The sequence below is a fragment of the Leptospira bouyouniensis genome, assembly GCF_004769525.1.
GTDB lineage: Bacteria > Spirochaetota > Leptospiria > Leptospirales > Leptospiraceae > Leptospira_A > Leptospira_A bouyouniensis.
In genome coordinates, this window is record NZ_RQFT01000011.1 from 319722 (window position 1) to 346282 (window position 26561).

The window sequence follows — 26561 nt, forward strand, 5'->3', positions numbered from 1 at the left end:
AAATTTTAGATTAAGCTTTTAAAGCTTCAATCTCAACAATTTCTTTCGGAATAGATTCAGTCAAATTGATGGGTTCTTTTCCATTTATGAGAATGTCATCCTCAATGCGGATTCCAATCCCTCTGAATTCTTTTGGGATCGATTCATCGTTTGGATCAAAATATAACCCTGGTTCGACGGTAACAACCTGACCATCTTTTAAAGGTCTAGACTTTCCATCTAAAAAATACCTACCTACATCATGTACATCCATACCTAAATAATGGCCTGTTCGATGCATATAAAACTTTTTGAATGATTGTTTTTCTATGATTTCCTCTAAATTTCCCTTTAAAAAACCCATTTCTCGAAGACAATCAGCAAGGAATCTGACTGTTTTATCATGCACATCATTAAATGGAACACCTGCGATGGATTGTCGGATTGCATTTTTTTGAGCATAGAGAACCACCTCATAAATTGTTTTTTGGGCTTCTGAAAATTTTTTTCCAACAGGAAAAACTCGGGTCACATCCGCTGTATAATAATTCCATTCTGCCCCTGAATCAACTAAAACCAGATCTCCTTCTAATAATAAATCATCGTTGTTAACATAATGTAAGATACATGCATTTTGCCCTGAAGCAACAATATGTCCATAACCACCACCTATCGAACCATATTTTAAATATTCTTGTTCGAGTAATGCTTCCAATTCGTATTCATACATTCCTGGTTTACTTTCTCGCATAATACGCATATGCCCAAATTTAGTAATTTCAGATGCATTTTTTAAAATTTGAATTTCTTCTTTTGATTTGGTGAGTCTTTCCTCATGTAAAAAATGAGGATGTTCAATCCGATGTGGACCAAATTTTCCCTCTCTCGCCCTTTCGGAAAGAGTTTTGATTTCTTGTAAGATTTCACGGTCTCTTTCTGGATTTTCGCCAAAAAAATAGTAAAGTGTATGATGATCGATTAAAATAGCTGATTTTTGTTTCTCCCATTCACTCAAATCGTAAGTATAATCTAAGCCTAACATTGATTTGATTTTATCTTTTCCTAATCGTATGCCTGTCCAAATTTCTTTTTCCTTATCCTTTGGTAAACAAAACATACCTGCCGAGTCACTAGTAAGAATGAAAATGGAATCTTCTTCCTTGATTCCAGTGAGGTAATAAAAATCAGAATTTTGTCTAAATTTATACTCAACATCACGATTGCGTATTTTATGACTTGCCGCGAATAAAATCAGGATTTCACCTTTTTTAAGCTTTTTTTGAATTTTGATGATCCGCTTTCGAAAGAGTTCAGAATCAAATTCCTTTGATTTCATTGTCGGTTGTTTCATTGTTTAATCACTTCCTCAAGTGCTTCAAAAATTCGTACGGGGTTTTGGTCCAACATACATCGGAAATGTCCTTCTGGACAAATCCTTCCTCCGTGTATACCGCAAGGTCTACATGAAAGTCCATTCACTTCCAAAATCCTATGTTTGTCTGACAAACTTCCATAACCAAACGCTGGTATTGTGGCACCATATATCATGACTGTCGGAGTATTGAATGCAGAAGCAAAATGAATTGGACTTGAATCATTCGAAATAATTGCAGTTGCATTTTGAATCCAAACCATAAGTTCTTTTAAATTTGTTTGGCCTACAAGTGAAAGTAACCTTTCTCTTTCTTTTAACTCCAAAGGTTCTGTCTTCATCAAACGGAAGATATGATTTTGAATTTCCAGGTCTGCTTTACTTCCGATTAGGATCACAGTTTCGCTGCGTTTTCGTAAAATTTGGGTGATCACACTCACAAATTTTTCTTCTGGCATTCGTTTGGTTTCCCATAGAGAAGATGGAGCTATCAGGATATATCCTGAATCATTTTTTAAAAGTTTTGATTTTTTCAATGTAAAACTATTTTCTTCCACTTCGCTTGGGTATAGGTATGGTCTCCTTTCTCTACCCGTTGGAAAATCATAAGGTTCAAAGAGCAAAGAAAATAATTTTTCAACTTCGTGTGGTCCTTGTTTTGGTCTTTGCACTAATTTGGTATGTAAAAATGAAAAACCAGATTCTTTATAACCGATACGAATAGGTGCTTTTGAAAAATATGATAATAAACTTGAGCGAAAGGAAAAATGAGGGCTATATACTTTATCAAATTTCTCTTTTCTTAATTTTTGGATGAACTTTAGAAAAGCAAATGGATTATTTTTGATCCTTTTTTTGTCAAGGCACCAAACTCTCGTTATATCAGGATTATTTTCTAAAACAGATTCCGTTCCGAGGTTCACTAATACATGGACTTCACTTTCTTTGTGTTCCATTTTTACAGCATGAAAAAAGGAAGTAGAGAGGATTAGATCTCCTAGGAAAGCGGTTTGGATGATGAGTATTTTTTCGGGCATCAGACTCTTTCTAATATCGACACAAAGTTGTTTGTAGCTAGTCCACCTATACTTTGCGCTATTGCCAACTGCTTTTCCGGCCATTCATAAAAGAAGCGACAAAGTTCAACGATTTGAGCAAGGCCAGAAGCACCTACGGGGTGTCCTCGAGACTTAAGCCCTCCGGAAGCGTTGATGGGTAATTTCCCTTTGGGATGGGTAAGACCAGCCTTTACCTGGAAAAGAGCCTCTCCTCGTTTGAAAAATCCAGCATCTTCTGCTCCCACCAGTTCAAAAGGAGTGAAGGCATCGTGTAATTCTGCAAAATGAATGTCACTTGGACCAATCCCTGCTTCTTCGTAGGCTTTGGCAAAAGCAATGCGATTGGCTAAAAAACTTGGTTCGGGGCTTGGTAAAAAGGGTGAGACTCCAGACCCCATCCCTCGCACGACAATCGAACTTGGATCCTTGGATAAAATGAGAGCAGCGGAACCGTCAGAAAGTGGAGAGATGTCATAGAGGCCAAGAGGGCTTGCGATTTTTGGTTGGTTTTGGTATTCTTCCCATGTTAGATTTTTTTTAATATGTGCTTTTGGATTTTTAAGTCCGTTGTCATGGAGTTTTTTGGTGATAGCAAATAAATCTTCCTCTTTGTATCCATAATCATACAGATAACGGTTTGTGATCATGGCTCCACCTTGAGCCATCGACATTCCCAATTTTCTTTGTGGTTTCGATAAAACAGAACCTAACAGTAAATTACTTTCCTCCCGATTCAATTGTGACATGAGTTCAGTTGCAATCACGAGTCCATGATCATACCTTCCACTGAGAATCAAATTCACTCCCAACTGGAAGGCACTGGCACCAGACGAAGAAGCCGTTTCCATGCGAATGGAATAAACATCTTTCAATCCAAGTCTTGCAGCAATTTTTGCAGAGAGATGGTATTCGTTGTTATAAGAATCTGGGGAAAAACTTGCATAAATAATGAATTGAATTTTGTGAGATTGAAACTCATGTACAGATTGTTTTGCGGTCTTATAAGACAAATCAAGTTGAGTTCCCGTATGTTTACCAAATACACTCAATGTCGGATTGTGAATGTAAACTTTCTTCATTAGAATATAGTTTCCGCTTGCCTATTCCATGAAAACCAATTATCTTTCCAATTGAACCGATAAAATGAGGTCACCCATATGAAGGGAAATAAAGAAGTAATCGACATTTTAGCAGAAGTTCTCTCTGCAGAACTCACAGCCATTAACCAATATTTTATTCATGCAAAACTTTGTAAAAATTGGGGGTATTTAGAACTCGCAGACTACCTACGCAAAGAATCCATTGAAGAAATGAAACATGCAGATGAAATCATGGAACGTATTTTGTATTTCGATGGAATCCCTGACTTACAAAAATACATGAAGATCAATGTTGGTCAATCTGTCCCTGAGATGTTCAAACATGACTTACAATTAGAATACAATGCCGTCGAACGATTGAATCGAGGAATTGATATTTGTGTTTCAGCAAAAGACAATGGAACACGTGAACTTTTGGAAAAAATCCTGGTTTCAGAAGAAGAACACATTGATTGGATTGAAACCCAAAACTCTCTCATTGAATCCATTGGTTTACAAAACTACTTGGCACAAAAATTAGGAGATTCGGAATAAAACCTACACATCCTACCTACCATGCGATTTGCGGAGAAGGACTTTCTCCGCTTTTGGAACAAGAGATCCAGTCTTTCCATCTCAAAATTAATAATTCGAACCGAGGTGGTGTCTTCTTTTCTGGAAAAAAAGAAGATGTCATTCAGTTTGCTCTTCATACTAAATTTGCCTCTCGTGTAAATTTACAATTATTACATGAGAACGCTCAAAACTATGATGAATTTTATGCCAAAGCAACAGAATTACCTTGGGAAAAATATATCGGTCCCAATGTAAGTTTTCGAATCGATGCGGAAACCAAAGACAAACTCAAAAACTCAGAATTCACAATGCACCGAACAAAGGATGCAATCCTTGACAGGCTGCGAACTAAAAAAGTAGCACTACCTGAAATCGAAAAACGAATGGCAGATATCACTATTGTTGTGAGGTCACACACTGACAGGTTTAGCATCGAACTTTCGTTATCTGGTGATCCAGTGGGAAGGCGTGGATACCGATTGCATGCTGGTAGTGCTCCTGTTCGTGAACCCATTGCGCAAGCAATGTTAGAAATGTCAGATTGGAAGGAAGGAGAAACACTATTAGATCCAATGTGTGGGTCTGGGACGATTCTCATTGAAGCCGCACTCAGAGAACGACTGTATGGTGAAATCAATCGATTCCTATTTGCCGAGTCTCCAATATTCCAAATTTTATTTCCTACATATGTATTTTCAGAACGAAAAAAAGAAAACCCAACAACACCCCATTTATTTGGTTATGATATTGATCCAGAAGCAATTCGTATCGCCAATGAAAATGCGTATGAAGCGGGCGTGGAAGATTTTATTAAATTCGAAGTTGGTGATTGTTTAGAGCTGAAAAATTCATTTGGACCCAAAGGTCATTTGGTTACAAACCCACCATATGGAGACAGGATCGGAAAACCAATGGAAGACCTGAGAGAGATGTATTTCCAATTCGGACGGGTGTTAAAGAATGAATTTGGCGGTTGGAAATTTACTGTGTTATGTGCAGATTTTGCCCTGCTCGGTAAATTTGGATTGAAAGAAAACAAACACATCACTCTTAAACATGCTAACTTAAAAGCAAAAATCGTTGATTACGAATTAAGAGGGGGGAAATGAAGTCAAAGGACATTTTAAGTCGTGTTTTTGAAATCACAAGAGATCCAAGAGATGGACTTTTATTCCTTAAAGAATTCCAATCTCTTTCTCCTGAATCATTTGCAATTCTTTATGCTGATTCTGAAACAATATTTGAAAGTTCTGAGGCTTTGTTTTCTGATTTAAAACTTCTCTACCAATTGGATCTTTTTCCTTTTGTTGTACTAGAAGAAGATAGTTTCCAATACTTAAAAGTATTTTTCCCTCTGGAACAAATGGCTGTGGGTGGAACGGATGAAAAATCACTTGGTTTTTCTTACGAAATCATCGCACGAGAGAAACCACTCAAAGAATCGGTCAAAAATTCTATCCAAAGAAAAAAAATTCCCATTCTCTTATGGAATGATGATACCGAAAAACTGGAAGCAGTACTTGATCGATGTCGTGCCATTTTACATTCAGCAAAAGTTATCTATGTTTCGATTGATGGACCTTTAAAAGATCCTAATTCAGGAAAAGTAAAGTCCCTTGTACAAATGGAAAATAGTTTTCAATTACCAGGGGATTTTTCGATTACAGAAAGCCAGAAAGAATTTGTTACATTATCGGAAGCATTACTCTCAAAAATTGAAGATCCAAAATTTAGTATTGTGTTGACTTCCCCCTTTACGTTATTAACAGAACTTTTTACAGTGAAAGGAAGTGGAACGCTTGTCAAACGTAAGAACAAAATCCATAAATTCAATTCAAAAGATGGAATTGATATGGACAGACTTTTTTTACTCATTGAGGAATCATTTGGCAAAAAACTAAAACCAAATTTTTTACTCACTCAATTTGATACTTTATTTCTAGAAGAATCCTATAGAGCCTGCGCATGGATGCAAAAAACAGAATATGGATACCTACTTTCCAAATTTGCTGTCAATGGTGTAGCAAGGGGTGCTGGTGTTGGTCGTGATATTTGGGATCAGATCTTAGAAAACTGTAATCCGCTTTTCTGGAGAAGTAAACCAGACAATTCCATTAACAAATGGTATATGTCCATTGCCCAAGGAATCGAAAAAGATAATTCCTGGTATTATTATTGGTTAGGACTTGATCAAACTTTGATTCCAAAAATTATCGATCTTTTAAAATCACAACCTGAAGATTTTGAATCAAAACTTATATGATGAGTAAAAGCCAAACCATTTTAATATATGATGGGCATTGTTCATTTTGTACGAAATTAGCAAATGGTTTGCAAAAAAAATCAATACAACCACTGGAAATCATTTCCTACCATACATTGACAGAAGATAAATTAAAAAATATCAATCACCAACTGACAATAGAAAGATGCAAGGGAGAAATACAAATCATTCAAAATGGGAACCGTTATCCAGGTTTTTTTGGTGTTCGAATTCTACTTTGGAATATTCAATTTTACCGATTTTTTGTTTGGATCCTATACTTGCCGCTTTTTCCTTTTTTAGGAATGTTTGTTTTGTGGTTTTTAAAGAAATTTAGGAACCAACTTTCTTAAGCCTAGATTCATCGAACTTCGATAACCCCAAATAAAAATCTAACCTGGCATCTAAAGCCAAAAGATTTCCTTCAATGACTTGTTTTTTCGATTCATCAGTTATAGCTGTTTCAGCAATCAAATCAAACATTCTTTTGCTATGTCCTTCGTCTGCGTCTAAATTCACCTGGAAAAATTTTCCTTCTGGCAAACCAAGTTTCAATTTTAATTTTTGATAAGCATCAGAAATTTGTGAATATTCTAATTTCAAAAGATATTCATTCGCAGGACCGAGTGCCCCTAGTCCATAAAAAAATCCAAGATCAATAACCGATTTCATTTTCTCAAGGTATGTTTTTGTTTCGGGTAACATTTTGTGAGATAAAAAATCAAAATTCAATTGGTTTAAAAAATCTGTCAGTATTGATACATGGGTTTCTGCAATTTTACCTTCGCCTAACTCTTCCCATATATTTTCAACAAGTACTATCTTTGCTTTTTGGTCTTCTGTTTTCGCGGCGACTAATAAAAACCAATCCACAAATCCTATGGATACAAAGTATTCTTGGCTCAACCAAAGTAGTAAATCTTCGAAACTCATCGATAAATTCCTTTGTTTTAACCAAGTTGATTGTAAAACAGGATGTTTTTCCACGTCATGTTTGATTGTCTCAATAAAATTCATTTGATCTGGTCCTTTCCATATTGGAAACGTTTCTGTATTAAAAATTCTTCAAATCCTAGTTCCAATGATTTTTTGAGAAGTTCCGCATAACTTCTCTCTGATTTTTCCCATAACAACGGCAAGGTGGAATAAATTGCGGAAAATCCTGGGGTTGCATTGACCTCTAAAAAATAGATGGACTGATCTTCTAATTTATAGTCAATCCTGATGTAACCAGAAACTCCGAGTAAGTTAGCAATTTGTAAAGAAATCTCTTGCAATTGATTGGCAATAGATTTTGGAACTTGAAAATCCAAAGATTCCAAGAATTCGGATTTTGATTTGATCCCTTCGTGGTACGTTTCACTTGGGTAATCAACATAAGCAATGGGCAAAACTTCATAAGAACCTTGGTTTCCCATCACAGCCGCTGTTAGTTCCCGTCCTGAGATGTATGGTTCCACAAGTAATGGAGCATACTCATTGAATAAGTTTGGCACCCGTAATTTCCATTCCATCTCAGAGCGGATTATATTTTGATCTGAGATTCCGAGACTTGATCCTTCTCCATTTGGTTTGATAAATATTGGATATGGAATTTTTAATGACTCTGATCCATGTAGGATGAGTTGGGACTTACTTGTTTTGATACCAAACGATTCTAAATATAATTTGGTTTTGTATTTGTCTAATGTCAAAGTTTGGACTGCCGCATGACTTCCTGTATGAGGGATTCCTAGATATTCGCATAACGCTGGTATGTATGCTTCTCGAGAAGGGGATAAATATCCTTCAATCAAATTCCAAACGATCCAATTTTTTCGATTGGATTTTGGGATTCCAGACAATGCAGATGTAATTTCAGTCGCATCATTTAAAACAACAACTTCATATCCCAATGACTCGATTGTACTTTCCATGTGGGAAATGGTATCAAACGATTCCCATTCCTGAGATAATTTTGGATTCGTTTGATCATAGATATCACAAGCAAGTAAAACAGTTTTCATGTCTGTTTCATTCTCTCCCACTCTTCTTCTGAAATGGTAGGATAATAGGATTCTTTATCTGATCCAATGGGTTCAAAGGAGAAATGAATTTTTTTTGTCACTGCAGAACGGAAGGCATGTTGTCTAGTTTTTGGAAAATACCCTAGATACCAATTGGCGCCAATGGTAATTTTTCCGCCTCCACCGGGTAAATCATTCACAAAATGGGGAATCCCCATGCCTCCGATTTTTCCTCGCATATACTCGACAATCTCAATCCCACGTGCAAGTGGTGTTCGAAAACCCCTTGAACCGGGGATGAGTTCTGGGTCATACAAATAATAAGCCCGAACTCGCATCTCAAGTAACTTTTTGTGAAGAGTTAACATAGTTTCTTCATCGTCATTGATTCCTTTCAGTAAAACTGCTTGGTTTCCTACGGAAACCCCTACTTTTAATAAACGCAAAATTGCCTCTTTTGCTTCCTTCGTACACTCTTTTGGGTGATTGAACTGTGTGTTACAAAAGATAGAAAGATTATCATCATTATATTTTTCAATAATGTTACAAATATTCTCTGTTATGCGAAAAGGAAGTGTAACAGGATTTCTTGTACCCAAACGGCAGATTTTCACATGTGGAATTTCATTCAGTTCTTTTAAAATCCACTCAAGCCTATTGTCTGCTAAATTTAATGGATCACCTCCACTCACGACCACATCCTCAATTTGAGGGTGATTTTTGATGTAATCGAAAGCTGATTCCAAATCAGATTTCTCCATTCTTTCATCACTTGAGGAGACCTTCCTGCCTCTCATACAATGGCGGCAATACACACTACAGGAATGATTAGAAAATAATAAAACGCGGTTCGGATACATATGAGTAAGCCCACGAACAGGGCTTAACCTTTCTTCCTCTAATGGGTCAGGACTTTCCTCTAAAGAAAAAACCGCTTCATCGGCAGTAGGTACAATCATCCGCCTGATCGGACAATTCGGATCACTTGGATCAGATAAAGATAAGTAATACGGTGTCGTTGAGACAAGTAAACGAATTGTTTCTTCTATCCCGATTCTCTCTGAATCAGTTAGCAAAAAATAGCGAGAAAGCTCCTTACCTTTGACACGGTTTTGCAACTGCGATGTGGGATCGGTCCATTTTGTCTTGGAAAACAATTCTTCTCTTGCCTGGAGTACTTCTGATAAACTGTTTTGCACGAGCATAAGTTTTTATTCCTTACTTGCCAAGAGACCACCAAATTCTTTTCTGGTGGTAATGCAAGAAAACCGCTTGGGGGAAATCCGCATGGTCGCCTTCGATGTCGACGGGACCTTATTTTCCTCAGAATCCATAATCTTTAAGACGTACGTGCAGGCAATCGAAGAGTTTGCACAAAAGACAGGAAAAATTACGTCTTTACCTACCCATGATCAGATTATGAATGAAATTGGAAAACCTGTTCGGACCATTTTTGCAAACTTGTTACCGTCATTACCGGAATCAGAACGAGATACCATTTCTAGCAGGGTGCTCGATTTACTCTGCGATTCGATCCGCAGTGGTGGTGGAGATTTTTATGCGGGTGTTGGTTCTACTATCCATTACTTAAAAGAAAAAGGATATACGATCACTTGTGCTTCCAATGGCAGAAAACCGTATATCGAAACCGTTTTAGACACTGCTGGTGTTTTACAATACTTCGAGCCAATCGTTGTGATCAACCAAGACACGATCCATACCAAAGGTGAGATTTTAGCGGAGTATGTTCGCAAGTACAATTTAGACCCAAGCGCCATTGCGATGATTGGAGACAGGCATAGTGATTGGGAAGCAGCCAGACAGAATGGTTGCCCTTTTGGATTTTGTACATATGGACACGGCATTCCAGGTGAAATTCCAGACTTTGAATGGAAATTTGAAGATTTAACAACTCTGAAAGAAATTTTTTAAATTCTAAATCCGAACCCTCTCCGACATTGATAGTGTGGCGGTACTTCCCCAAATCCAAGAAGACAAATGGAAATCATTACGCTATTTCCTTGGCGGGATCTTCTTTGTACTCGTCTTAATTGAAAAATCAATGGGGTTTGATCCCAAAACCACTGGAAATTTTTTTCCCAAACAAGGTTTCAAAAACATAGGGAAATTGGGTGAAAAACCAAAATTTGCAGAACCCACTGACCCTTTCCAAAGTGAAAATTTTGAAGATGAACTCAATTGGGAAGAAGAAGTATTCAATCATACTTACCCGACAAGTCCCACAAAAACACAGGCAAAAAAAATCGTAGATGATACGATCCCTGAGATCACACTCCCAGAAGATAGATTTCCGGGGGCAGGCAAAAGGATCAGTGCGGAACCAGGTTACCTTTCCGTTTACTTTTTAAAATTTTATGGAACAGGAAAAAATAGCCAATCGCAACTTGTGAAACTCACAAGGGAATTTCCAGGTGGAGATCCCATCCTTTTCCTTTTCCAAGAACTTACGAAAGGCCCCAATGCAGATGAAAAAACAAAAGGTGTTTTATCTGCATTATCAAAAAAAATTAGGATCGAACCAAACTATCGTTTGGAGAACGGTATTTTACATATTTCAGTCTCTGATGAATTGAACATTGGTGGCAGTATGGAAATCCTAAAAGACCGCTTGGACCAAATTACCTTTACATATGTCGGCAACTTTGGAATCCAAGGAGTTGTACTATACACAAATGGGGAAAGGATTCGAAGTTTAGGGAGTGATGGTTTGTCACTTCCTGACGTTCTCGCCAAATCACAAAGAAAAGTGATCTTGTTTTAAACCACTAAATGGTTTACATAGAAACACCAAATCGTATTCTAAAGACTGGTTTTGACCATGCGTAGGTATACCTTCAAACGATACGAATTTGTATTGCGTAAATTATTTTTACGCCCTTTCCACCCTCGATTCATAGCCACAAATTTGGATGATATTACATCCTCTCTTCAAATATTCAGTGTGATGACGGCTATCACATCAATCATTTCACTTCTTTTTGTTGATTCACTCGTTCGGACAAAAGAAGCCAGTTTCTGGATTGCATTCTTTCGTATTTCCTCACTTGCAATCTGTTTTGCTGTGTATCTCCTTGCCAAAAAAGGGATCATCCGTTACGAAAAATATATCTTACGGATCACAAGTTTTGTATTAATTGGACTTGTCACACTTTATATCCCAATGATGGTGTTTGATAATCCCAATCACGCCTATTATTTATTTGGTTCAGCCATTGTAATTGCTGCGGCTTCCATATTACTTTGGTTAGAACCTATTCGAATTTGTATTTTATCTTTGATATATATCTCAGTATTTATTCCTCTGCATTTGAATTACTCGCGAATCCAAGGATTTGATCGGTATTTCTTTTACCAGGATGTACTCATTGTTTCTTTTTTATTAGCATTTGGAATTGTTGCCAATTTTCTCATCAATTACTGGCGATTTGAAGAGTATCGTGTCAAAGAAAAACTTCACATAACAGTAGGTAAACTCCTTCGAATCAATCAAAAAATTGAAGATCTTTCCCGGGTTGATTCCATGACGGAACTATTCAATCGACGCCATTTATTAGAACAGTTTGATTTGTATAAAAAAAGAGCTCTTCGTGAAGGGTTTGTGATTGGACTCGTGATTTTGGATTTAGATCGGTTAAAAACGATTAACGACCGTTATGGTCACAAACAAGGAGACCTTGCCATCCAAGCCTTTGCTAAAACATTAAAATCGAGGACTAGAATCACAGACATTGCAGCAAGGATCGGCGGTGATGAATTTTGTTTGTTAGCCTCTCCAATTGACAAGGAAGGACTTCATACGCTCACCGAGTCCATCCGTGAAAAAATGGAAGAGTTACAAATCCCAATTTACAATGATCCAAACCAATTCCTAACTTTGACAGTATCAATTGGTGGCACTCTTTTCCACCCCGAAGATGACCCCAGTTTCGATGAACTCTACCATAAAATCGACACAGCACTTTACACTTCCAAAAACGAAGGAAGAAACCGAATCACTCTCCTAGAAATGTAAAAAAAAGATCGACGGATTCTGACTTGGCATTCATACTAGTAAATGAGACTGATTCTCAGTTTATGTCCATTACGGATAAGGTGTAAAACTTACGAGATGGGGAAAACTCCCCCATCTTTTTTTTTACCGTTCACTAAAATAACTTTGGTTGTTTTTCAATGGCTTCATTGAGTGCGGAGTGGGAAACATTCAGAAAGGTTTTTTCAGTTGTTCCGTTCAATCCATAGAAAGGCATGAGTGGTATGGTCAAAATCCCAATCCAGGTACGAAAGTGCACCTGTCGGACCAAAATGGTTTGTGACTTACTCTTTTCATTTGCAAATTGGAACGTAATCGTACTATCTTGCTCCACATCCATGGGAAGTGATGTTAAGGTAAGATACGATATTCCAGTAAGAATCATACCCAAAGTACTCGAATAGAGACTCACTTGGGATTCCAATTGAATATCGAGTTTCAGATCATATTTGCTTTGCGGGTCAGTCACAACAGACAAAACTCTTGGATGGCTTTGTAAGGCTCGAACGAATCGGTCTTCTGATTGTTTTCGATCCGATTCATCTGCCACTTTTCGCTCCCTGTCACCAACTGTCGCAGCTTGGGAATAAGTGAGTAAAATGATCTTTTTTTCCGCATTTGCGTTTTCTGTTAGTTTGGTTTCTGGTAAATTGTACTTGGCAAAACTGATGCAGTGAGAAAGTACAAGAAGCACCGAAAGGTAAACTAGATTCAACTGTTTCATAAGAGCAGATTTTCTTCTAAATTTACTAATTTGTCTATTGAAATCGAAAAATTGAATAAAGAAAAAGTATGATTTAAGCCATTTCGAGATTGGAATCTACTTCTTCGTAATTGAGGTTACGCCTAACAGGACGAAAACCACCTTCCGAAAGAAATTTTCTCGCTTCTTTTTCCGTTTTCAATCCAAACGAACGAAGAACATTTTCCTCGATCACAACAGAGGAAATATCATCGGCTCCAGAATAGAGTGCCAGTTGGCCAACCCCTTTCCCAAGTACCATCACAGATGTTTCAATGTGTTGGATATTATCTAGAAAAATCCGACAGATTCCGAGAACCTTCAAATACTCATGAGTAGGAACAGGCCTTACTTTGAACCGTTTGGTTTGGGGTTGGAATGTCCAAGGGATAAAGGATAAAAATCCACCAGTTCGGTCTTGTAAATCACGCACCACTTGTAAGTGTTCGATCACCTCTTCCTCTGTTTCTTCTGATCCAAATACAATATTTGCAGATCCTTTCAAACCCACTTCATGGCATGTTTCCATAGCACGGACCCATTCTGCTACGGAAGCTTTTTTCGGAGAAATGATTTGGCGCATTCTTTCGGTCAGAATTTCTGCACCAGCTCCAGGGACAGAGTCAAGGCCTGCCTCTTTTAAAATGAGTAAGACCTCACGAAGAGGTTTTCCTGTGATGGTTTCCAAATTGATCACTTCCACAGGAGAAAAGGCTCGGATGTGCATTTTGGGGTATTTAGCTTTTATGGTTTTGATGACATCTAGATAGTAATCAAAGGGAAGTTCTGGATACACACCACCTTGCAAAAACATTTGGTCAGCACCTTCTTCCACCGCGTAGTCCATCTTCTGCAAGATGTCTTCTTTTGAGAGCACATAACCCTTTCCATTCCCTATCTCATCCATAAAGGAACAAAAATTGCATTCTACGTTGCAGTAATTCGTGTAATTCACAACTCGAAACATGGTATAACTTGCCTCGGTATGAGGTCTTACCTTTTCCCGTAAAAACCGGGCAACCATTTGGATTTTGAGAAAATCTCCGTCTTTGTAGAGAATGAGGGCTTCACTAGGAGAGATCCGTTTGCCTTCCACAGCTTTGAGTAGGACGACATCGGCAGGGTCATTTGGGTTCAGGGAAAAGGAGGTTACGTTCATATCTCTACCTACTTGGACAGGAAATCTTCTGACATATCCCTGTAAAAACCGAATTTTCCTGGACATTCATTTTTCTATAGAAATCCTAGGAAATACCAAACACCTTAAGGGCATAAATATAAATGGATATCGGAAGAATTCTCTTTCACCTATTATTCACAGCTTTTTTCGTCGTGGCAAACGTAGTGTTTGTCCGCGCTATCCTTTACAGGCTCGGATTGATCTTCAATGGTCGTCCTGCATTTTTTAATGAAGATGCAAAAAAGAACCTGAACATCGGATTCCGTTTAAAAAGTTTTTTTATAAACGTAATCTTACAAAAGAAAAACTTCCGTGAACCAGTTCGTGGGATCATGCACGCTTTTGTTTTTTATGGATTTATCGTGTATACAATCCATACAACAAGCCAAATGATCGCAGGTGTATTCGGTTATGCGATGGAAGATCCTTACCAATTTGCACTGCCTAATTTTTTATTTGGCGAATCTGCAAACCATCTTTATGAACAAACTGTAAACTATGTTTCCATTTTAGTATTAACTGGTCTCGGTTTTTTTGCTTGGAGACGTTGGATTAAAAAAGCCAAAGGTCTCGATGTTCATTCACCTGCTTCTGCCATTGTTATCAGTATGATTGCCACTCTAATGGTTACCACCTTACTTGGGAATGGTGCTAAGACTGTTGCAGCAACTTACTACACACATGCTGGTTTCATTGATGGTGCCATCGGAAAACTTTGGGAATCTGTTGGAGTGGCAAACTCTTCTGCAGATATCGTATTCCAAATCATGTGGTGGGGCCATATCATCACAGTATTTTCGTTCATGTTGTATGTTCCAACATCAAAACATGCTCACTTAATCTTTGCTCCATTTAACTACTTCCTTGCAACAGATACTCCGAAAGGACAACTCTCCAAACTCAATTTGGATGATGAAAATGCAGTTTGGGGATCTAATCGTGTAGAAGATTTTCCTTGGCCAAATTTACTCGATGGCATGTCATGCATTGAATGTGGACGTTGCCAAGTAGAATGCCCAGCAAACAGAACTGGTAAAGTTTTAAATCCTAAGGCGATCATTGTAGAACTCAAACACCAAATGTTAGAGAAGATGCCAGAAGTGGCAGCGGCTCGTGCTGGCAAAACGCCAGAAGAAGCGGCTGAAGCAGTTGCGGCATTAGATACTGGAGTGATCAATTCTCATGAAGGTCTAAGTGAAGAGGCTCTTTGGGGATGTACGACTTGTTATGCGTGTGTTGAAGCATGTCCTGTTGGAAACAACCAAGTAAACGCCATCATTGAAATGCGCCGTCATTTAGTTCTTGCTGAATCTAAAATGAGCCCAGAACTTCAAAAAGCTTTCACCAATATGGAAAACAATTCGAATCCATGGGGTGTAGGTGCTCACACAAGAGCGGACTGGGCGGAAGGACTCAATGTAAAAGTTCTTTCAGAGGCAGAAGACAAAAACGTAGACGTACTCTATTGGGTAGGTTGCGCAGGCGCTTTTGATGAAAGAAACAAAAAGATCTCACGAGACTTTGTAAAAATCATGCAAAAAGCGGATGTTAACTTTGGAATCCTTGGAACAGAAGAAGGATGCTCTGGAGACTCTGCAAGACGTGGTGGTAATGAATACCTCTACCAAACACTCGCACAAACCAACGTGGATACAATCAATGGTTACGGAATTAAAAAAATCGTAACAGCTTGCCCACACTGTTATAACACCATCAAAAACGAATACCCACAATTTGGTGGTAACTTCGAAGTCATCCACCACTCCGAGTACATCAACCAACTTTCCAAAGAAGGTAAAATTGATGTGAAAGTGGCAGATGACGCAAACACTGGTAAGTATACTTATCATGACTCTTGTTACATCGGTCGATATAACAATAATTACGATAACCCTCGTGATGTTGTGAAAAAAGTATCTGGTGGAAAAATTGAAGAAGCAGTCGACCATCACTCCAAAGGACTTTGTTGTGGTGCCGGCGGTGCGCAGTACTGGATGGAAGAACACGTGGATGAATCCAATCCAGAAAGTATGCGTGTCAATAGCAAACGTACAGGTCAACTCCTTGATACAGGTGCTACAACCATAGCAACTGCTTGTCCTTTCTGTATCACGATGATTACAGATGGTGTCAAAGCGGCGGAAAAAATTGATTCCGTAAAAGTAAAAGACATTGCGGAACTTGTAGCCGAAAACATCGACTAACAAAACTAAGTTTTGAGGAAACTATGAACAATCAAAATCTCCTCAAAACTTGTTCTCGTTTTTTAAAAGAGAGGTGGAAGGATTCTTCCACCTTTCTTGTTTCTAATCGAAAACCAATTTTGAATTATAAAATCTGCTTAGTCCTTTTTTTACACTTCCAACTAACAACAATACTTGCTGAATCCAAAAAAAATATCCAACCTCCTGAAGGTGATGGGATTACGATTATTGTCGAAAAAGGGCAAACTTTAAGTATCATATCCAAAACCTATTTGGATGATCCTAGAAAATGGAAAGAACTTCTCAAATCGAATCAAATTGATAACCCAAATCTTATCATTCCAGGTATGAAATTGTGGATTCCTAAAAGTTTGGGGAAAAAACCACTCGCCGACTTACAACGGTTTACTGGGACTACAGAAGTTTTAAAAATATCCCAAAAACAAAATGATTGGGCAAAAGCGACCAACGGGGAAGGTCTTTATGCTAAAGATGAGGTACGAACGTTAAAAGAATCGGAAGCACAATTCGTATTCCTCTCAGGTTCTCGTTTTGAAATCACAGAAAATAGTCATGTCATCATGGAACGCGGCAAAACAGATACTGAACCTGATGAACTTTTTTTAAGACAAGGACGCATTCGCTCCCTCATTCCCAAAACAAAATCACCAAACCAAAAGATGTTTTTACTCAAAACAGAATCAGCCGAATCAGTTGTCAAAGGTACAGACTTTCTGACAGAAGTGGATGGAAATGGAAATACAACTCTTAGTTGTTACGAAGGCGCTGTTTCTGTCACTGCGGAGAAAGTCACAGTGCAAGTAAACGCAGGTTTTGCTACTTATGTGGAAAAAGGAAAAGCCCCTTTAAAACCCTTCTCTGTCCCAAATCCTCCAATACCTGAAAACAAATGAATGATTGGTGTTATCAATTAAAATATTTTTATCTATTATGCATAGTCATCGGGTTTTCCAACCCGTTGGTTTCCAAACAAATCCAATTTTCACTTGTTCCTGACAGAGACGACATCATCCAATACGAGATTGAACTATGGAAAACTGAAAATCTAGAACAAGAAATTCCGTTTCGCGTTTTGTCAAACCCTGGACCTATCAATTTATTCATTCCTGATGGATATGAATACTTTCGGATACGTGCAGTGGCAAAACGAAAAGTAAGAGGTTATTGGACTGAACTGTATCAAACGGGTCAATTTGGCAAATCAGTTAAAACAAAAGAAAAACCAATCGCAAAAGTGCAAGCCAAAACAGATGTACTTGTTCCCATTCCCACTAGAGAAGGTGCTTCCGAATTTTACTTAACAACAAATAAAATCGCAATTGTCCCAGTCACGATTGGAAAAAATTTTAGAATCAAATTCAGAATCAATGGTGGGCCTTGGCAAAAAGATAGTTCACCACAATTAAACTTTGAGAAGGATGGAAGTTACCGATTAGAATACCAGGTCACTAATGAATTGGGGGTATCTGATGGGATGCAAGTTTGGGAATTTAAAGTTGATACAACCCCACCTGAATCATCCATTCGTTTTTTGAATCCACCTTTTTTCCAAAGGGGAACTTCTTTTATTTCTCCTAAAAATCCCTTACAAGTTTTTGCCACAGATACTGGATCGGGTATCAATACCATACGATATAGAACATCGTGTAAGGGTGCACCATTTACAGAATATTATGTTTGGAATGATTCCTCTTGGGCTGATATCCAAAGTAATTGTTTGGATAACTTTCGTTTGGAAATTAGTGCTGTTGATCGTTTAGGTAATGAAGAAATTCCAAAACAAATTTTATTTCAAAAAATGAAACAGGATTAGTTTGTGAATCGAGTTTTAGATAAACTTCGCAGTGTTTACTCGAATTTTATCTATGTCATTCAAACAAAATCTTTCTATAAACTCTTTTTATCACTCGTATTACTTATCATTATGCCATATTCAATCATTGCGGGAAGGATGATTTACTTTGAATATAATAATGCATTGGACTGGAACCAAAGATTCCAATTGATTCGTATCCAACTGCTAGCGATTGATATCGAAAACCAAATCCAAGATAAACTACAAAATGAATTCTCAAAACCAAAAAATAATCTAGCTACCAAAAAGAATCGAAAAGAGATTAATACATTCTGTGAGTATGTCTCACCTTCTAAAAGTGAAGAAATTGATTTCCAAATGGTTCAATGCCATTTTGAGGAAACTAAACTATCTTACTTCCTAATTTCAGATGGTAATAGTTTCCGTGTATACCCTACAACTTTCCTTGAAGAAGCACTCCTTGATTCACCTTTCAGTGATCCAAATGAAGGATTATTTTTATTGAACGAAACCGGGAATTATGGTATTTCCGGTTTCATTGAAGATGAGTTTTTAGTTTCCGATGAATGGAAAGAAAAAGCCAAACTTTCGCTTCAAACTAATTCAAATGTTCCCACTTTAAAAGAAGTAACAAAGAATGATTTAGATTTTTTCCTTGTTGGTGTACCTTTATACGGACTGCCAATTCACCTTTTTGTAGTGAGTCCAATTAATTTAGTATTACAACCAATCATTTCAACATTAAAAACCAATGTGTTTACTTTGTCTGGGATTCTATTGTTTACATTCTTTTTTTCTATTTTTATTTCATTAAAGGAAATCGAATCAAAACAAAAATTAAAGTTAATTCTAAATGAATTTCCACATGCGGCTGTTTTATTTGACGCAAAAGGAAAAGTTTTATTAGAAAATTCAAATATTGAACCAAAGATTCAAATTAAGGACTTATTTATATACCAAGATTCACTTGTCACATTTTTGCAAAAAGAAGTATTAGAATTTTTAAAAAAAATTAAAGATCAAAAAGATGAAGAACAGCAACTCCGTAAAGAAGTGTTAGAAGTATATAATAAAGATGGAATAAACCTATTAATAGAAATCACTTACCAAATTTGGTATTTAGAACAAAACAATCAATTTGCGAGTGGTGCTTTAATTCTCGTGGAAAATATTACCAGAAAACGATTAGAGTTTGAACGAGAGATGGAATACGCAAGGGATCTTCAAAAAAAATACCTTCCCGCTCGTTTACAAATTTTTCCTAAATTAGACTACGAAATTTTATATAAACCTCTGATCCAAGTCGGTGGAGATTATTATGATTATATCGATTTAGGCAATAATCGATATATATTTGCTATGGGGGATGTGATTGGACATGGTGTAAAAGCGGCAATGATGATGACAGTACTCAAGGTATTATTTCATCAAATTGCTAAAACAGAATCGGATCCAAGATTCATTTTAATAAAAATGAATGAAGGGATCACAACACATTTTCCTGATCCGTATGCATTTGTCCCTTTTTTATTTCTCCTATTTGATATGAACACAAATCAAGTGTATTATGGAAATGCCGGTCATCCAGGTATGGTTCATTACAAAAAAGATGGATCTTGCTGTTATGAGAAAATAAATCCAATGTTTGGATTATTACCTAAAATGAATCCAAAAATATTGGAATTTCCAATTGTAAAAGGCGAACGATTTTATCTTTTTACTGACGGATTAAAAGACGTAGAAAATCGTAAAAAAGAGAAAATATGGGAAAACGAACTTATGTTATTTTTTGATCAAATGTCTAACAATCACATATCATTCGTAAAACAAGAATTAGATTTTAAAATTCGATCTTATGCTGAAGGCAGCGAATTATTAGATGATATCACTTGGATTGGAATCGATGTTATTTAATCATTCTTCCAAAGGAGGATTTTCTAATAACTCAATCCCTTCATTGTTTTTATGAAAATAATTCATGTCCCATTCTGTATCAAATAACAAAGCCATATTGCCAAACAAATCTTCTACTAAGTTTGCGTTAGAAGGTATTTTTGCTCGATCATCTTTTTTTACCCATCGAGATATCCCATAAGGCAAAATATGTATGGTAGTTTCAGCACCATACTCATCTTTTAAACGCCTCTGAAACACTTCAAATTGTAACTTACCCATAGCACCAATAATTGGAACACCACCACCTATTGTACGTGATGTGAACAAATGCAGAATTCCTTCTTCAGCAAGTTGGTCCAATCCTTTTTTAAATGATTTGAGTTGCAGAGTGTCCTTACATGAGATCGTTGCAAATAATTCAGGAGCAAAACTTGGTAACGGTCGTAACGGTGGTGTGTTTCCAGTTGAAAGGACATCTCCGATTTTATAAGTACCAGGATTCACTAAACCAATAATATCACCTGGATATGCTAAATCGACAGTGTTTCTATCCTGACCAAAAAAAGCAAAACTAGAGGATAATTTAACTGGTTTATCCAAACGATTGTGGTTTACATTTAATCCGCGTTCAAAAACGCCAGAACATATTCTTAAAAACGCAATTCGGTCTCTGTGGGCCTTATTCATGTTAGCTTGCACTTTAAAGACGAAGGCACTAAATGGAGCATTAACTGGATCTAAATAGTTTCCATCACGAAGCGGAATGTGGTCTGGTCCTGGCGCCAAATCTAAAAATTTATTTAGAAACAATTCAATTCCAAAATTGTTAACTGCCGAACCAAAATAAACTGGAGTTTCTTTTCCTAACAAAAATGAATTTTTGTCTAACTGTCCAATTCCATTTTCAACCAAGTCGATTTGTTCACGGAATGCAGAAACAATTTCTTCATCAAATTGTTCATCTAAACTTGGATCATTAGGACCTGCCATTCGAAATCCAGCTTTTTGTTTCCCACCTGGAGTACGATCAAAAAGGTAAAGTTGCTCATCTCGTAAATCATACACTCCTTTAAAATCAAAACCTGTTCCGAGTGGCCATACATCAGGCACAGCTTTGATTCCAAGAACTTTTTCGATTTCATCCAAAAGTGCGTATAAATCTTTTGTTGGACGATCCATCTTATTGATAAAAGTGATGATTGGTATCCCTCGATCTCGACAAACTCTGAACAATTTTATTGTTTGTGGTTCAACACCTTTACCAGCATCTAATACCATCACTGCGGTATCAGCTGCCATCAGAGTACGGTAGGTATCTTCGGAAAAATCTTCGTGTCCCGGCGTATCGAGTAAATTGAGGATATGGTTTTTGTATTCAAATTGCAGCGCTGCTGAAGTAATCGAAATCCCCCTTTCTTTTTCCATCGCCATCCAGTCCGAAGTTGCCGATTTCCCTTCTTTTTTCGCTTTAACTGCTCCGGCCAATTGAATGGCACCTCCGTAAAGAAGTAACTTTTCGGTTAAGGTGGTTTTCCCCGCATCTGGGTGGGCAATGATGGCAAAGGTTTTCCTTCGACCGACTTCTTTTTCGATAATTTCAGGCGACATAATGACTATTCCATATTGCCTAAATTGGCGATTCTGTCGAGAATAAAGAAAGTTCTAGGTTTCCTTTCTCCAAGGAAGGGGTTGACTTCAGAATTATGTCCCTTTAAATTGGGGGACAGAGGGAGAGTTTTTTGCGAAAGTTTGCCACCACTATCTTTCTTTTGGTCTGCACCCAAATCTTACCTCTAGACTTTCCCAATTTTTCCCTGGGTGAAGAGAATGCCAAGGAAGAATTCAAACGTGGACTTACCTATAAAAATTTAAGAGAATATTCTGCTGCCAAAGAACGTTTTCAAAAGGCAGTAAATTTAAAGAAAGATTTCCATTTAGCACGTCTCGAACTTGCAAACAACTATTACTTATTAGGTGAATGGGAAGAGGCCTTAGACGAATTAGAAATATTAGCTTCCAAAGCAAAAAATGATCTTCTCATCACAAATAAAATTGAAACTCTCCGTTTAGCAATCGCAGGTGGTGTTACCGAAAAAGATAGGATATATTTTAAAACGATAGATGGAGATGCGATTCGTGGGTTTAGATTTCGAAATCCAGTTGATATTACTTTTGATGAAGATGGGAATTTTTACGTTGCTGGATTTGATACAGCGAATGTCATAAAATTCAATGCAGCGGGTACACCTATTTCCAATTGGAGAGGTGGCATCACTCGTAAACTAGAAAGGCCTGTTTCCCTTGTTTACCATAATCAAAAAATTTACATTGCTGATTTTTCTCGAGACGAAGTATTAGTTTTTGACCTGAATGGAAGTTTTTTATTTTCAATTGGAGGTCCAGGCAAAGGTCCAGGTTTATTTAGAGGGCCCTCTTCTATTTGTTTTGATCCCTCTGGAAATTTGTATGTGGCTGATTCAGGAAATGGTAGAATCCAAAAATTCAATGCAAAGGGACAATTCGTATTAGAAATTTTAGGAATCGGAAACTCGAAATTGATCAATCCATCCGGGATTACAATCGATGCAAACAAACTATATGTTGTAGATAAAGATAAATTACAAGTACTCATTTTTGATGGTGACGGAAATACACTCGAAACCATTTCAAAACCTGAGTGGAAAAAACCTCGAAACATAAAAATTCTAGAAAATCAGATTTTTCTAACGGATGAGTTATCTGGCATTTGGTCGTATTCTTTATTAAATGGTGATTGGAGTTTGCTTCCAAAATTTCGAGATAAAAAAGGTGTTTACCGAGTATTGTTTCGTCCGTTTGCCACCAACATGGATGGAACAGGAAGTTTGTATTTTGTAGATTTTGGTAAACATAGGATTGATATATTTTCTCAAAAAAATAATCTTTTATCAAATTTAGATTTAAAAATTGAATCAATTGATACTTCAGACTTTCCTAATATTCACATTTACACACGTGTAAAAAACAGAGCAGGCAAAGAATTAATCGGCATCGATAGACTCAGTTTTCGAATTTTCGAAAATGATAATATGACGCCATTATTTTCATTAGCAAACAAAAACAAAATCAACCAAAAACTACACATCGCAATGGTGTTTGAAAACAGCGATCAACTCAAAAAAGGGAAATTGAATTTGGAAGATGGACTGTTGCCACTCTTTCGTTCTCTTCATGATAGTGACAATATTTCGCTTTACAGAGCTGGAAAAGATAGCCAGCTAATTTTGCCAGAGACAGTTTCACTTCGTGATATTTTAGCCAAAATCAGGGACAGCCAATCGGAAGAAAAACATAATTTTGGTAAAGCAAGTATTGCTGCACTTAAGAAACTTTCAATGGAAACAGGACCTAAGATATTAGTATATTTAGTCTCAAAAGAATCTAAGGAAGATAGTTTTTACCAATACCAAAAGTCACGTATTGTCTCCTATGCAAAGGCTCATTCCATTCCTATTTATGTATTAACTACGAATCCCAACCCAACTTTCGAAGAATCATGGTCTGATATAACAGGGCCAACCAATGGAAAGTATATTTTTTTAGATGGCGAAGGTGAAGAACGTGATTTATACAAACATTTTAGATCTCATACTGACTATCGTTATATTCTTTCCTATAAAACAGATACAAATCCTGAACTAATTAACCGGTATATCAAAATAGGTATCGGCGTGGATCACAGAGGGGTGAAAGGAAGGGATGAAGGAGGATATTTTGTTCCAGAACCTCGTTAACCGAAAAGTATTATGTTTTTCTTTATTAACTTTGTTTTTTTCAATAAACTTTTTATCCGCAGAATCAACTGCATTGGAAGATATTGCAGAAGCAAAAATATATCTATCAGGAAATAATTGTAGGAAAGCAATCCCACTATTCCAATCTGCATTACAAAAGAATCGAAACTCTATCGATGCAAAGTTAGGTATTGCCGATTGTAGTATCAAATTAGGTTCTTATAAAGAAAGTAAAAAGTTTTATTTGGAAATCCTTCAACGGGAATCTAAATACATTCCAGCCGTTACAGGATTATCCGAAATTTATTTATTGGAAGAAGATTTTAAGGCGATAGGCACTTTAATCCAACCTTTACTTTTAGAATATCCGAACCATACTGGTCTTCGGATTACGGAAGCCAAATCCTTATTAAAACAAGGGAAAGTTGATTCAGCGTTATATAAAATCAAAAATTTATCTGAAAAACTCGATGATCCATCAGATTTATTAAAGATGTTGGCTGAATTGTATTTTTCAAAGAAACAATTTGACCTAGCCTTAGAAACAATCGATTCTTATACCAAAAAAGAACCTAATGACCCTTTTGGATTTTCATTTAAAGCCAAGGTATTATTATATGAAAACTATTTTAATCCAAGTTCATTATTAACTATTTTACCAAATGTTAAAGACTCATTGGAAAATGCTTTAAATTTAGATTCTAAGAATGAAGAAGCACGTTTTTATTATGTATACCATGATCTAATTCTTGCAAATGCAAATAGTGACAAATCTCTAAAGACAAAAGCATTTAAGACAATTTACGAACTTGCACGTGAATATCCTGACAATCAACTGTACCACAGTTTGGAAGCAAACATCGCCTGGGAACTTGGAGAAACAAAATTTGCATCTTACCATTACAGAAGAGCCTTGAGTTTAGATGATTTAGATGAAATACTTAGGTTTGAAGCAGAAGAGTATGTGATCGAATTTGAAAAGGAAGAGTCGAAACTTAGAAGAGAGTTAGGTGAATATAGAAAAGATAGATACTATTCCGAAAAACATTCATTATATCACAAAAGTAGTTTATTTCATTTATTTCGAGCACGCGACCTGAGTTCTCAAACACCAATCATTCGCAAAGAATTATTGGAATTTTATAACCAATCGGGAGATGCAGTCAAATACACCAATTTACTTTTACGACTTAGAGAAGAAGATCCAAATTCTTTTAAATTACAAAACAAATTGGAATTTGTAATTAAAAACTTAAAGGAATCAATTGAATTTAAAGAAGGTTTTTTACAAATCGAACCCAATTCGGTTTTAGAAAAGACGGTTAGATATAGTCCAGAAGTATATGTTTTTGATTTGGAATCTATTTCTCCATTTCCAGATCATTTACAAGCTGGAAGATTATTTGCAGAAGCATTACGATACCAATTGAAACATATGTTATCGGTTCGAGTGGTCGAAGGGAGTGAATTTAAACAGATTCGGAATTTATTAAAAGAATCAAGTTATCACCCCTATTCACAAACGATTCCGTTTACCATTGATAATTTACATCATCTGGATACAAAAAGAAGGAATGCATCGAAAATACGGTATGTGGTACATGGTCGATACCAAATTCAGAATGGTGATATCAAATTGGAAATTTCCATTTATGACAGGAATCAATTAAAAGATATTGTTACTTGGAAAACAAACCAAAGAGGTCGAGATAGTTTACCTACAATCGTTCACAGGATTTCAGAACAGATAAAGAGTAACCTACCTATCGAAGGAAAAATATTAAAAGTAAAAAAGGACGAGGTCATCATCTCTCTTGGAAAAGATGATGGATTAAAATCAAATTCAAAACTACAATTCCAGAGAAGAGGAAAAACATTGTTTGAAGGCGAAATAATCACTTTAGGTAAATCCATTGCTAGCATCAAACCAAAACAACGAGGTTGGGAAAAAGAACTTGCTACAGGTGATGACGTGATTCTTTCAAAGGACTGAGGTAAAGAGAAGAGAAGTACGTTAATAATACATCCGATATGCGGCTCTCTTTTTCTATATCTAGTTCATCTAATTCTAACTGGCAGATATTTTGATCCATAAAAACAGAGATGACACCTTCCTTTACAAAACATTCAGATAGTATGGGCTGGAGTTGATTCAAGTCAGTTTTGTCGAATACCAATTTTGATTTTGAAAATTGGTAATTTGATTGGATTTTATGTATGTTTTTTTTGGGAGTCAGTTTCCACTCAATTTCAACATTGGGATAAAAAAATATGTTACCCGATTCATATTGAAACTCTCCATGAGCGAGAATTTCCTCGTTTTTTTTACCCTCGAAACGGACAAAACCCAGGTCCGATGGGAGTCGATTGGAAAAGCTCACCTGCACTTCGCCAATTCCATTTTTTTGGTATAATAATTGAATCGATAGAACTTGTTCTATCCCCTTTCGATTTGATTCTTCTTTGATTCTATCCAAAACTGTTTGGTTCAACTTAGGTGAAAGTTGTTTCTTTTTTTTAAAAAACAATGTCATAACTCCTTCTG

Annotated in this window: 23 protein-coding genes; 13 read left to right on the forward strand and 10 right to left on the reverse strand. The window is 36.7% G+C overall.

Translation table 11 applies throughout. The features are described from left to right. Positions 1-10: 10 nt before the first annotated feature. The 3 genes from EHQ43_RS13180 to EHQ43_RS13190 are packed head-to-tail and all read right to left on the reverse strand — an operon-like array spanning position 11 to position 3488. Positions 11-1330, reverse strand: a complete 1320-nt coding sequence (locus EHQ43_RS13180) for an aminopeptidase P N-terminal domain-containing protein (RefSeq protein WP_135771436.1) — start codon at positions 1328-1330, stop codon at positions 11-13. After that, positions 1327-2388, reverse strand: coding sequence for a lipopolysaccharide heptosyltransferase II (gene waaF, locus EHQ43_RS13185; protein WP_135754174.1), 1062 nt, complete (start codon positions 2386-2388; stop codon positions 1327-1329). The genes EHQ43_RS13180 and waaF overlap by 4 nt, the downstream gene beginning before the upstream one ends. After that, entirely contained in the window at positions 2388-3488 is a 1101-nt protein-coding gene (locus tag EHQ43_RS13190; protein ID WP_135771437.1) for a thiolase family protein, read from the reverse strand. The genes waaF and EHQ43_RS13190 overlap by 1 nt, the downstream gene beginning before the upstream one ends. A 78-nt stretch (positions 3489-3566) precedes the next feature. Here EHQ43_RS13190 and bfr point away from each other — a divergent pair, with 78 nt between their 5' ends. The 4 genes from bfr to EHQ43_RS13210 are packed head-to-tail and all read left to right on the forward strand — an operon-like array spanning position 3567 to position 6680. After that, complete coding sequence (gene bfr, locus EHQ43_RS13195; RefSeq protein WP_135771438.1) at positions 3567-4043, forward strand: bacterioferritin; 477 nt, start codon at positions 3567-3569, stop codon at positions 4041-4043. A 26-nt stretch (positions 4044-4069) separates the two neighbouring features. Then, positions 4070-5173, forward strand: coding sequence for a THUMP domain-containing class I SAM-dependent RNA methyltransferase (locus EHQ43_RS13200; RefSeq protein ID WP_425269642.1), 1104 nt, complete (start codon positions 4070-4072; stop codon positions 5171-5173). Continuing rightward, positions 5170-6327, forward strand: a complete 1158-nt coding sequence (locus tag EHQ43_RS13205) for an acetylglutamate kinase (protein ID WP_135771440.1) — start codon at positions 5170-5172, stop codon at positions 6325-6327. The genes EHQ43_RS13200 and EHQ43_RS13205 overlap by 4 nt, the downstream gene beginning before the upstream one ends. Then, positions 6327-6680: a DCC1-like thiol-disulfide oxidoreductase family protein gene (locus EHQ43_RS13210; protein ID WP_244242824.1), complete on the forward strand. Its 354-nt coding sequence runs from the start codon at positions 6327-6329 to the stop codon at positions 6678-6680. Before EHQ43_RS13205 ends, EHQ43_RS13210 begins: the two co-directional genes overlap by 1 nt. Here EHQ43_RS13210 and EHQ43_RS13215 read toward each other — a convergent pair. The 3 genes from EHQ43_RS13215 to EHQ43_RS13225 are packed head-to-tail and all read right to left on the reverse strand — an operon-like array spanning position 6661 to position 9538. Beyond that, a complete protein-coding gene (locus tag EHQ43_RS13215; protein WP_135754179.1) occupies positions 6661-7344 on the reverse strand; it encodes an iron-containing redox enzyme family protein in 684 nt (227 codons plus the stop codon). The genes EHQ43_RS13210 and EHQ43_RS13215 overlap by 20 nt on opposite strands. Further along, positions 7341-8333 (reverse strand): D-alanine--D-alanine ligase family protein, encoded by a 993-nt coding sequence (locus EHQ43_RS13220; protein WP_135771442.1) that lies wholly within the window; start codon positions 8331-8333, stop codon positions 7341-7343. The genes EHQ43_RS13215 and EHQ43_RS13220 overlap by 4 nt, the downstream gene beginning before the upstream one ends. Beyond that, on the reverse strand, positions 8330-9538 hold the full coding sequence (locus tag EHQ43_RS13225) for a KamA family radical SAM protein (protein WP_135771443.1): 1209 nt from the start codon (positions 9536-9538) through the stop codon (positions 8330-8332). Before EHQ43_RS13225 ends, EHQ43_RS13220 begins: the two co-directional genes overlap by 4 nt. Before the next feature lie 82 nt (positions 9539-9620). Between EHQ43_RS13225 and EHQ43_RS13230 the strand changes: the two genes are divergently transcribed. From EHQ43_RS13230 to EHQ43_RS13240, 3 genes are read left to right on the forward strand one after another with little or no spacing between them, the layout of a single operon-like run. Beyond that, positions 9621-10265: an HAD family hydrolase gene (locus EHQ43_RS13230; RefSeq protein WP_244242804.1), complete on the forward strand. Its 645-nt coding sequence runs from the start codon at positions 9621-9623 to the stop codon at positions 10263-10265. Positions 10266-10299: 34 nt separating this feature from the next. Then, positions 10300-11115, forward strand: coding sequence for a GerMN domain-containing protein (locus EHQ43_RS13235; protein WP_135771444.1), 816 nt, complete (start codon positions 10300-10302; stop codon positions 11113-11115). 57 nt (positions 11116-11172) lie between these two features. Next, positions 11173-12366 carry a GGDEF domain-containing protein gene (locus EHQ43_RS13240; protein WP_135771445.1) on the forward strand — a complete coding sequence of 398 codons (1194 nt, stop codon included), beginning with the start codon at positions 11173-11175 and terminating at the stop codon, positions 12364-12366. 133 nt (positions 12367-12499) lie between these two features. Here the strand turns inward: EHQ43_RS13240 and EHQ43_RS13245 are convergent, their stop codons facing one another. Both EHQ43_RS13245 and mqnC read right to left on the reverse strand, forming a co-directional pair. Then, positions 12500-13108, reverse strand: coding sequence for a hypothetical protein (locus tag EHQ43_RS13245; protein WP_135771446.1), 609 nt, complete (start codon positions 13106-13108; stop codon positions 12500-12502). Between the two features lie 73 nt (positions 13109-13181). Next, on the reverse strand, positions 13182-14285 hold the full coding sequence (gene mqnC / locus EHQ43_RS13250) for a cyclic dehypoxanthinyl futalosine synthase (RefSeq protein ID WP_135742081.1): 1104 nt from the start codon (positions 14283-14285) through the stop codon (positions 13182-13184). A gap of 122 nt (positions 14286-14407) precedes the next feature. On the opposite strand from mqnC, the gene EHQ43_RS13255 reads away from it, so the two are divergent. Genes EHQ43_RS13255 through EHQ43_RS13270 form a run of 4 tightly spaced genes read left to right on the forward strand, consistent with a single transcriptional unit; the run spans position 14408 to position 20261 of the window. Further along, on the forward strand, positions 14408-16510 hold the full coding sequence (locus EHQ43_RS13255) for a (Fe-S)-binding protein (RefSeq protein ID WP_135742082.1): 2103 nt from the start codon (positions 14408-14410) through the stop codon (positions 16508-16510). A gap of 23 nt (positions 16511-16533) precedes the next feature. Next, the gene (locus EHQ43_RS13260; RefSeq protein WP_135771447.1) at positions 16534-17424 is read left to right on the forward strand and encodes a FecR family protein; all 891 of its coding nucleotides are present in this window, start codon (positions 16534-16536) and stop codon (positions 17422-17424) included. After that, positions 17421-18344: an LBF_2017 N-terminal domain-containing protein gene (locus tag EHQ43_RS13265; RefSeq protein WP_135771448.1), complete on the forward strand. Its 924-nt coding sequence runs from the start codon at positions 17421-17423 to the stop codon at positions 18342-18344. The genes EHQ43_RS13260 and EHQ43_RS13265 overlap by 4 nt, the downstream gene beginning before the upstream one ends. A gap of 3 nt (positions 18345-18347) precedes the next feature. Continuing rightward, on the forward strand, positions 18348-20261 hold the full coding sequence (locus tag EHQ43_RS13270; RefSeq protein ID WP_135742085.1) for a SpoIIE family protein phosphatase: 1914 nt from the start codon (positions 18348-18350) through the stop codon (positions 20259-20261). Here EHQ43_RS13270 and EHQ43_RS13275 read toward each other — a convergent pair whose 3' ends face one another. Then, positions 20262-21851 carry a peptide chain release factor 3 gene (locus tag EHQ43_RS13275; protein WP_135742086.1) on the reverse strand — a complete coding sequence of 530 codons (1590 nt, stop codon included), beginning with the start codon at positions 21849-21851 and terminating at the stop codon, positions 20262-20264. Between the two features lie 131 nt (positions 21852-21982). On the opposite strand from EHQ43_RS13275, the gene EHQ43_RS13280 reads away from it, so the two are divergent. Then, positions 21983-24016, forward strand: coding sequence for a 6-bladed beta-propeller (locus EHQ43_RS13280; RefSeq protein ID WP_135771449.1), 2034 nt, complete (start codon positions 21983-21985; stop codon positions 24014-24016). Next, positions 23997-26009 (forward strand): tetratricopeptide repeat protein, encoded by a 2013-nt coding sequence (locus EHQ43_RS13285; protein ID WP_135771450.1) that lies wholly within the window; start codon positions 23997-23999, stop codon positions 26007-26009. Before EHQ43_RS13280 ends, EHQ43_RS13285 begins: the two co-directional genes overlap by 20 nt. Here EHQ43_RS13285 and EHQ43_RS13290 read toward each other — a convergent pair. Further along, positions 25975-26550: a hypothetical protein gene (locus tag EHQ43_RS13290; RefSeq protein WP_135742089.1), complete on the reverse strand. Its 576-nt coding sequence runs from the start codon at positions 26548-26550 to the stop codon at positions 25975-25977. The genes EHQ43_RS13285 and EHQ43_RS13290 overlap by 35 nt on opposite strands. Positions 26551-26561: the final 11 nt, after the last annotated feature.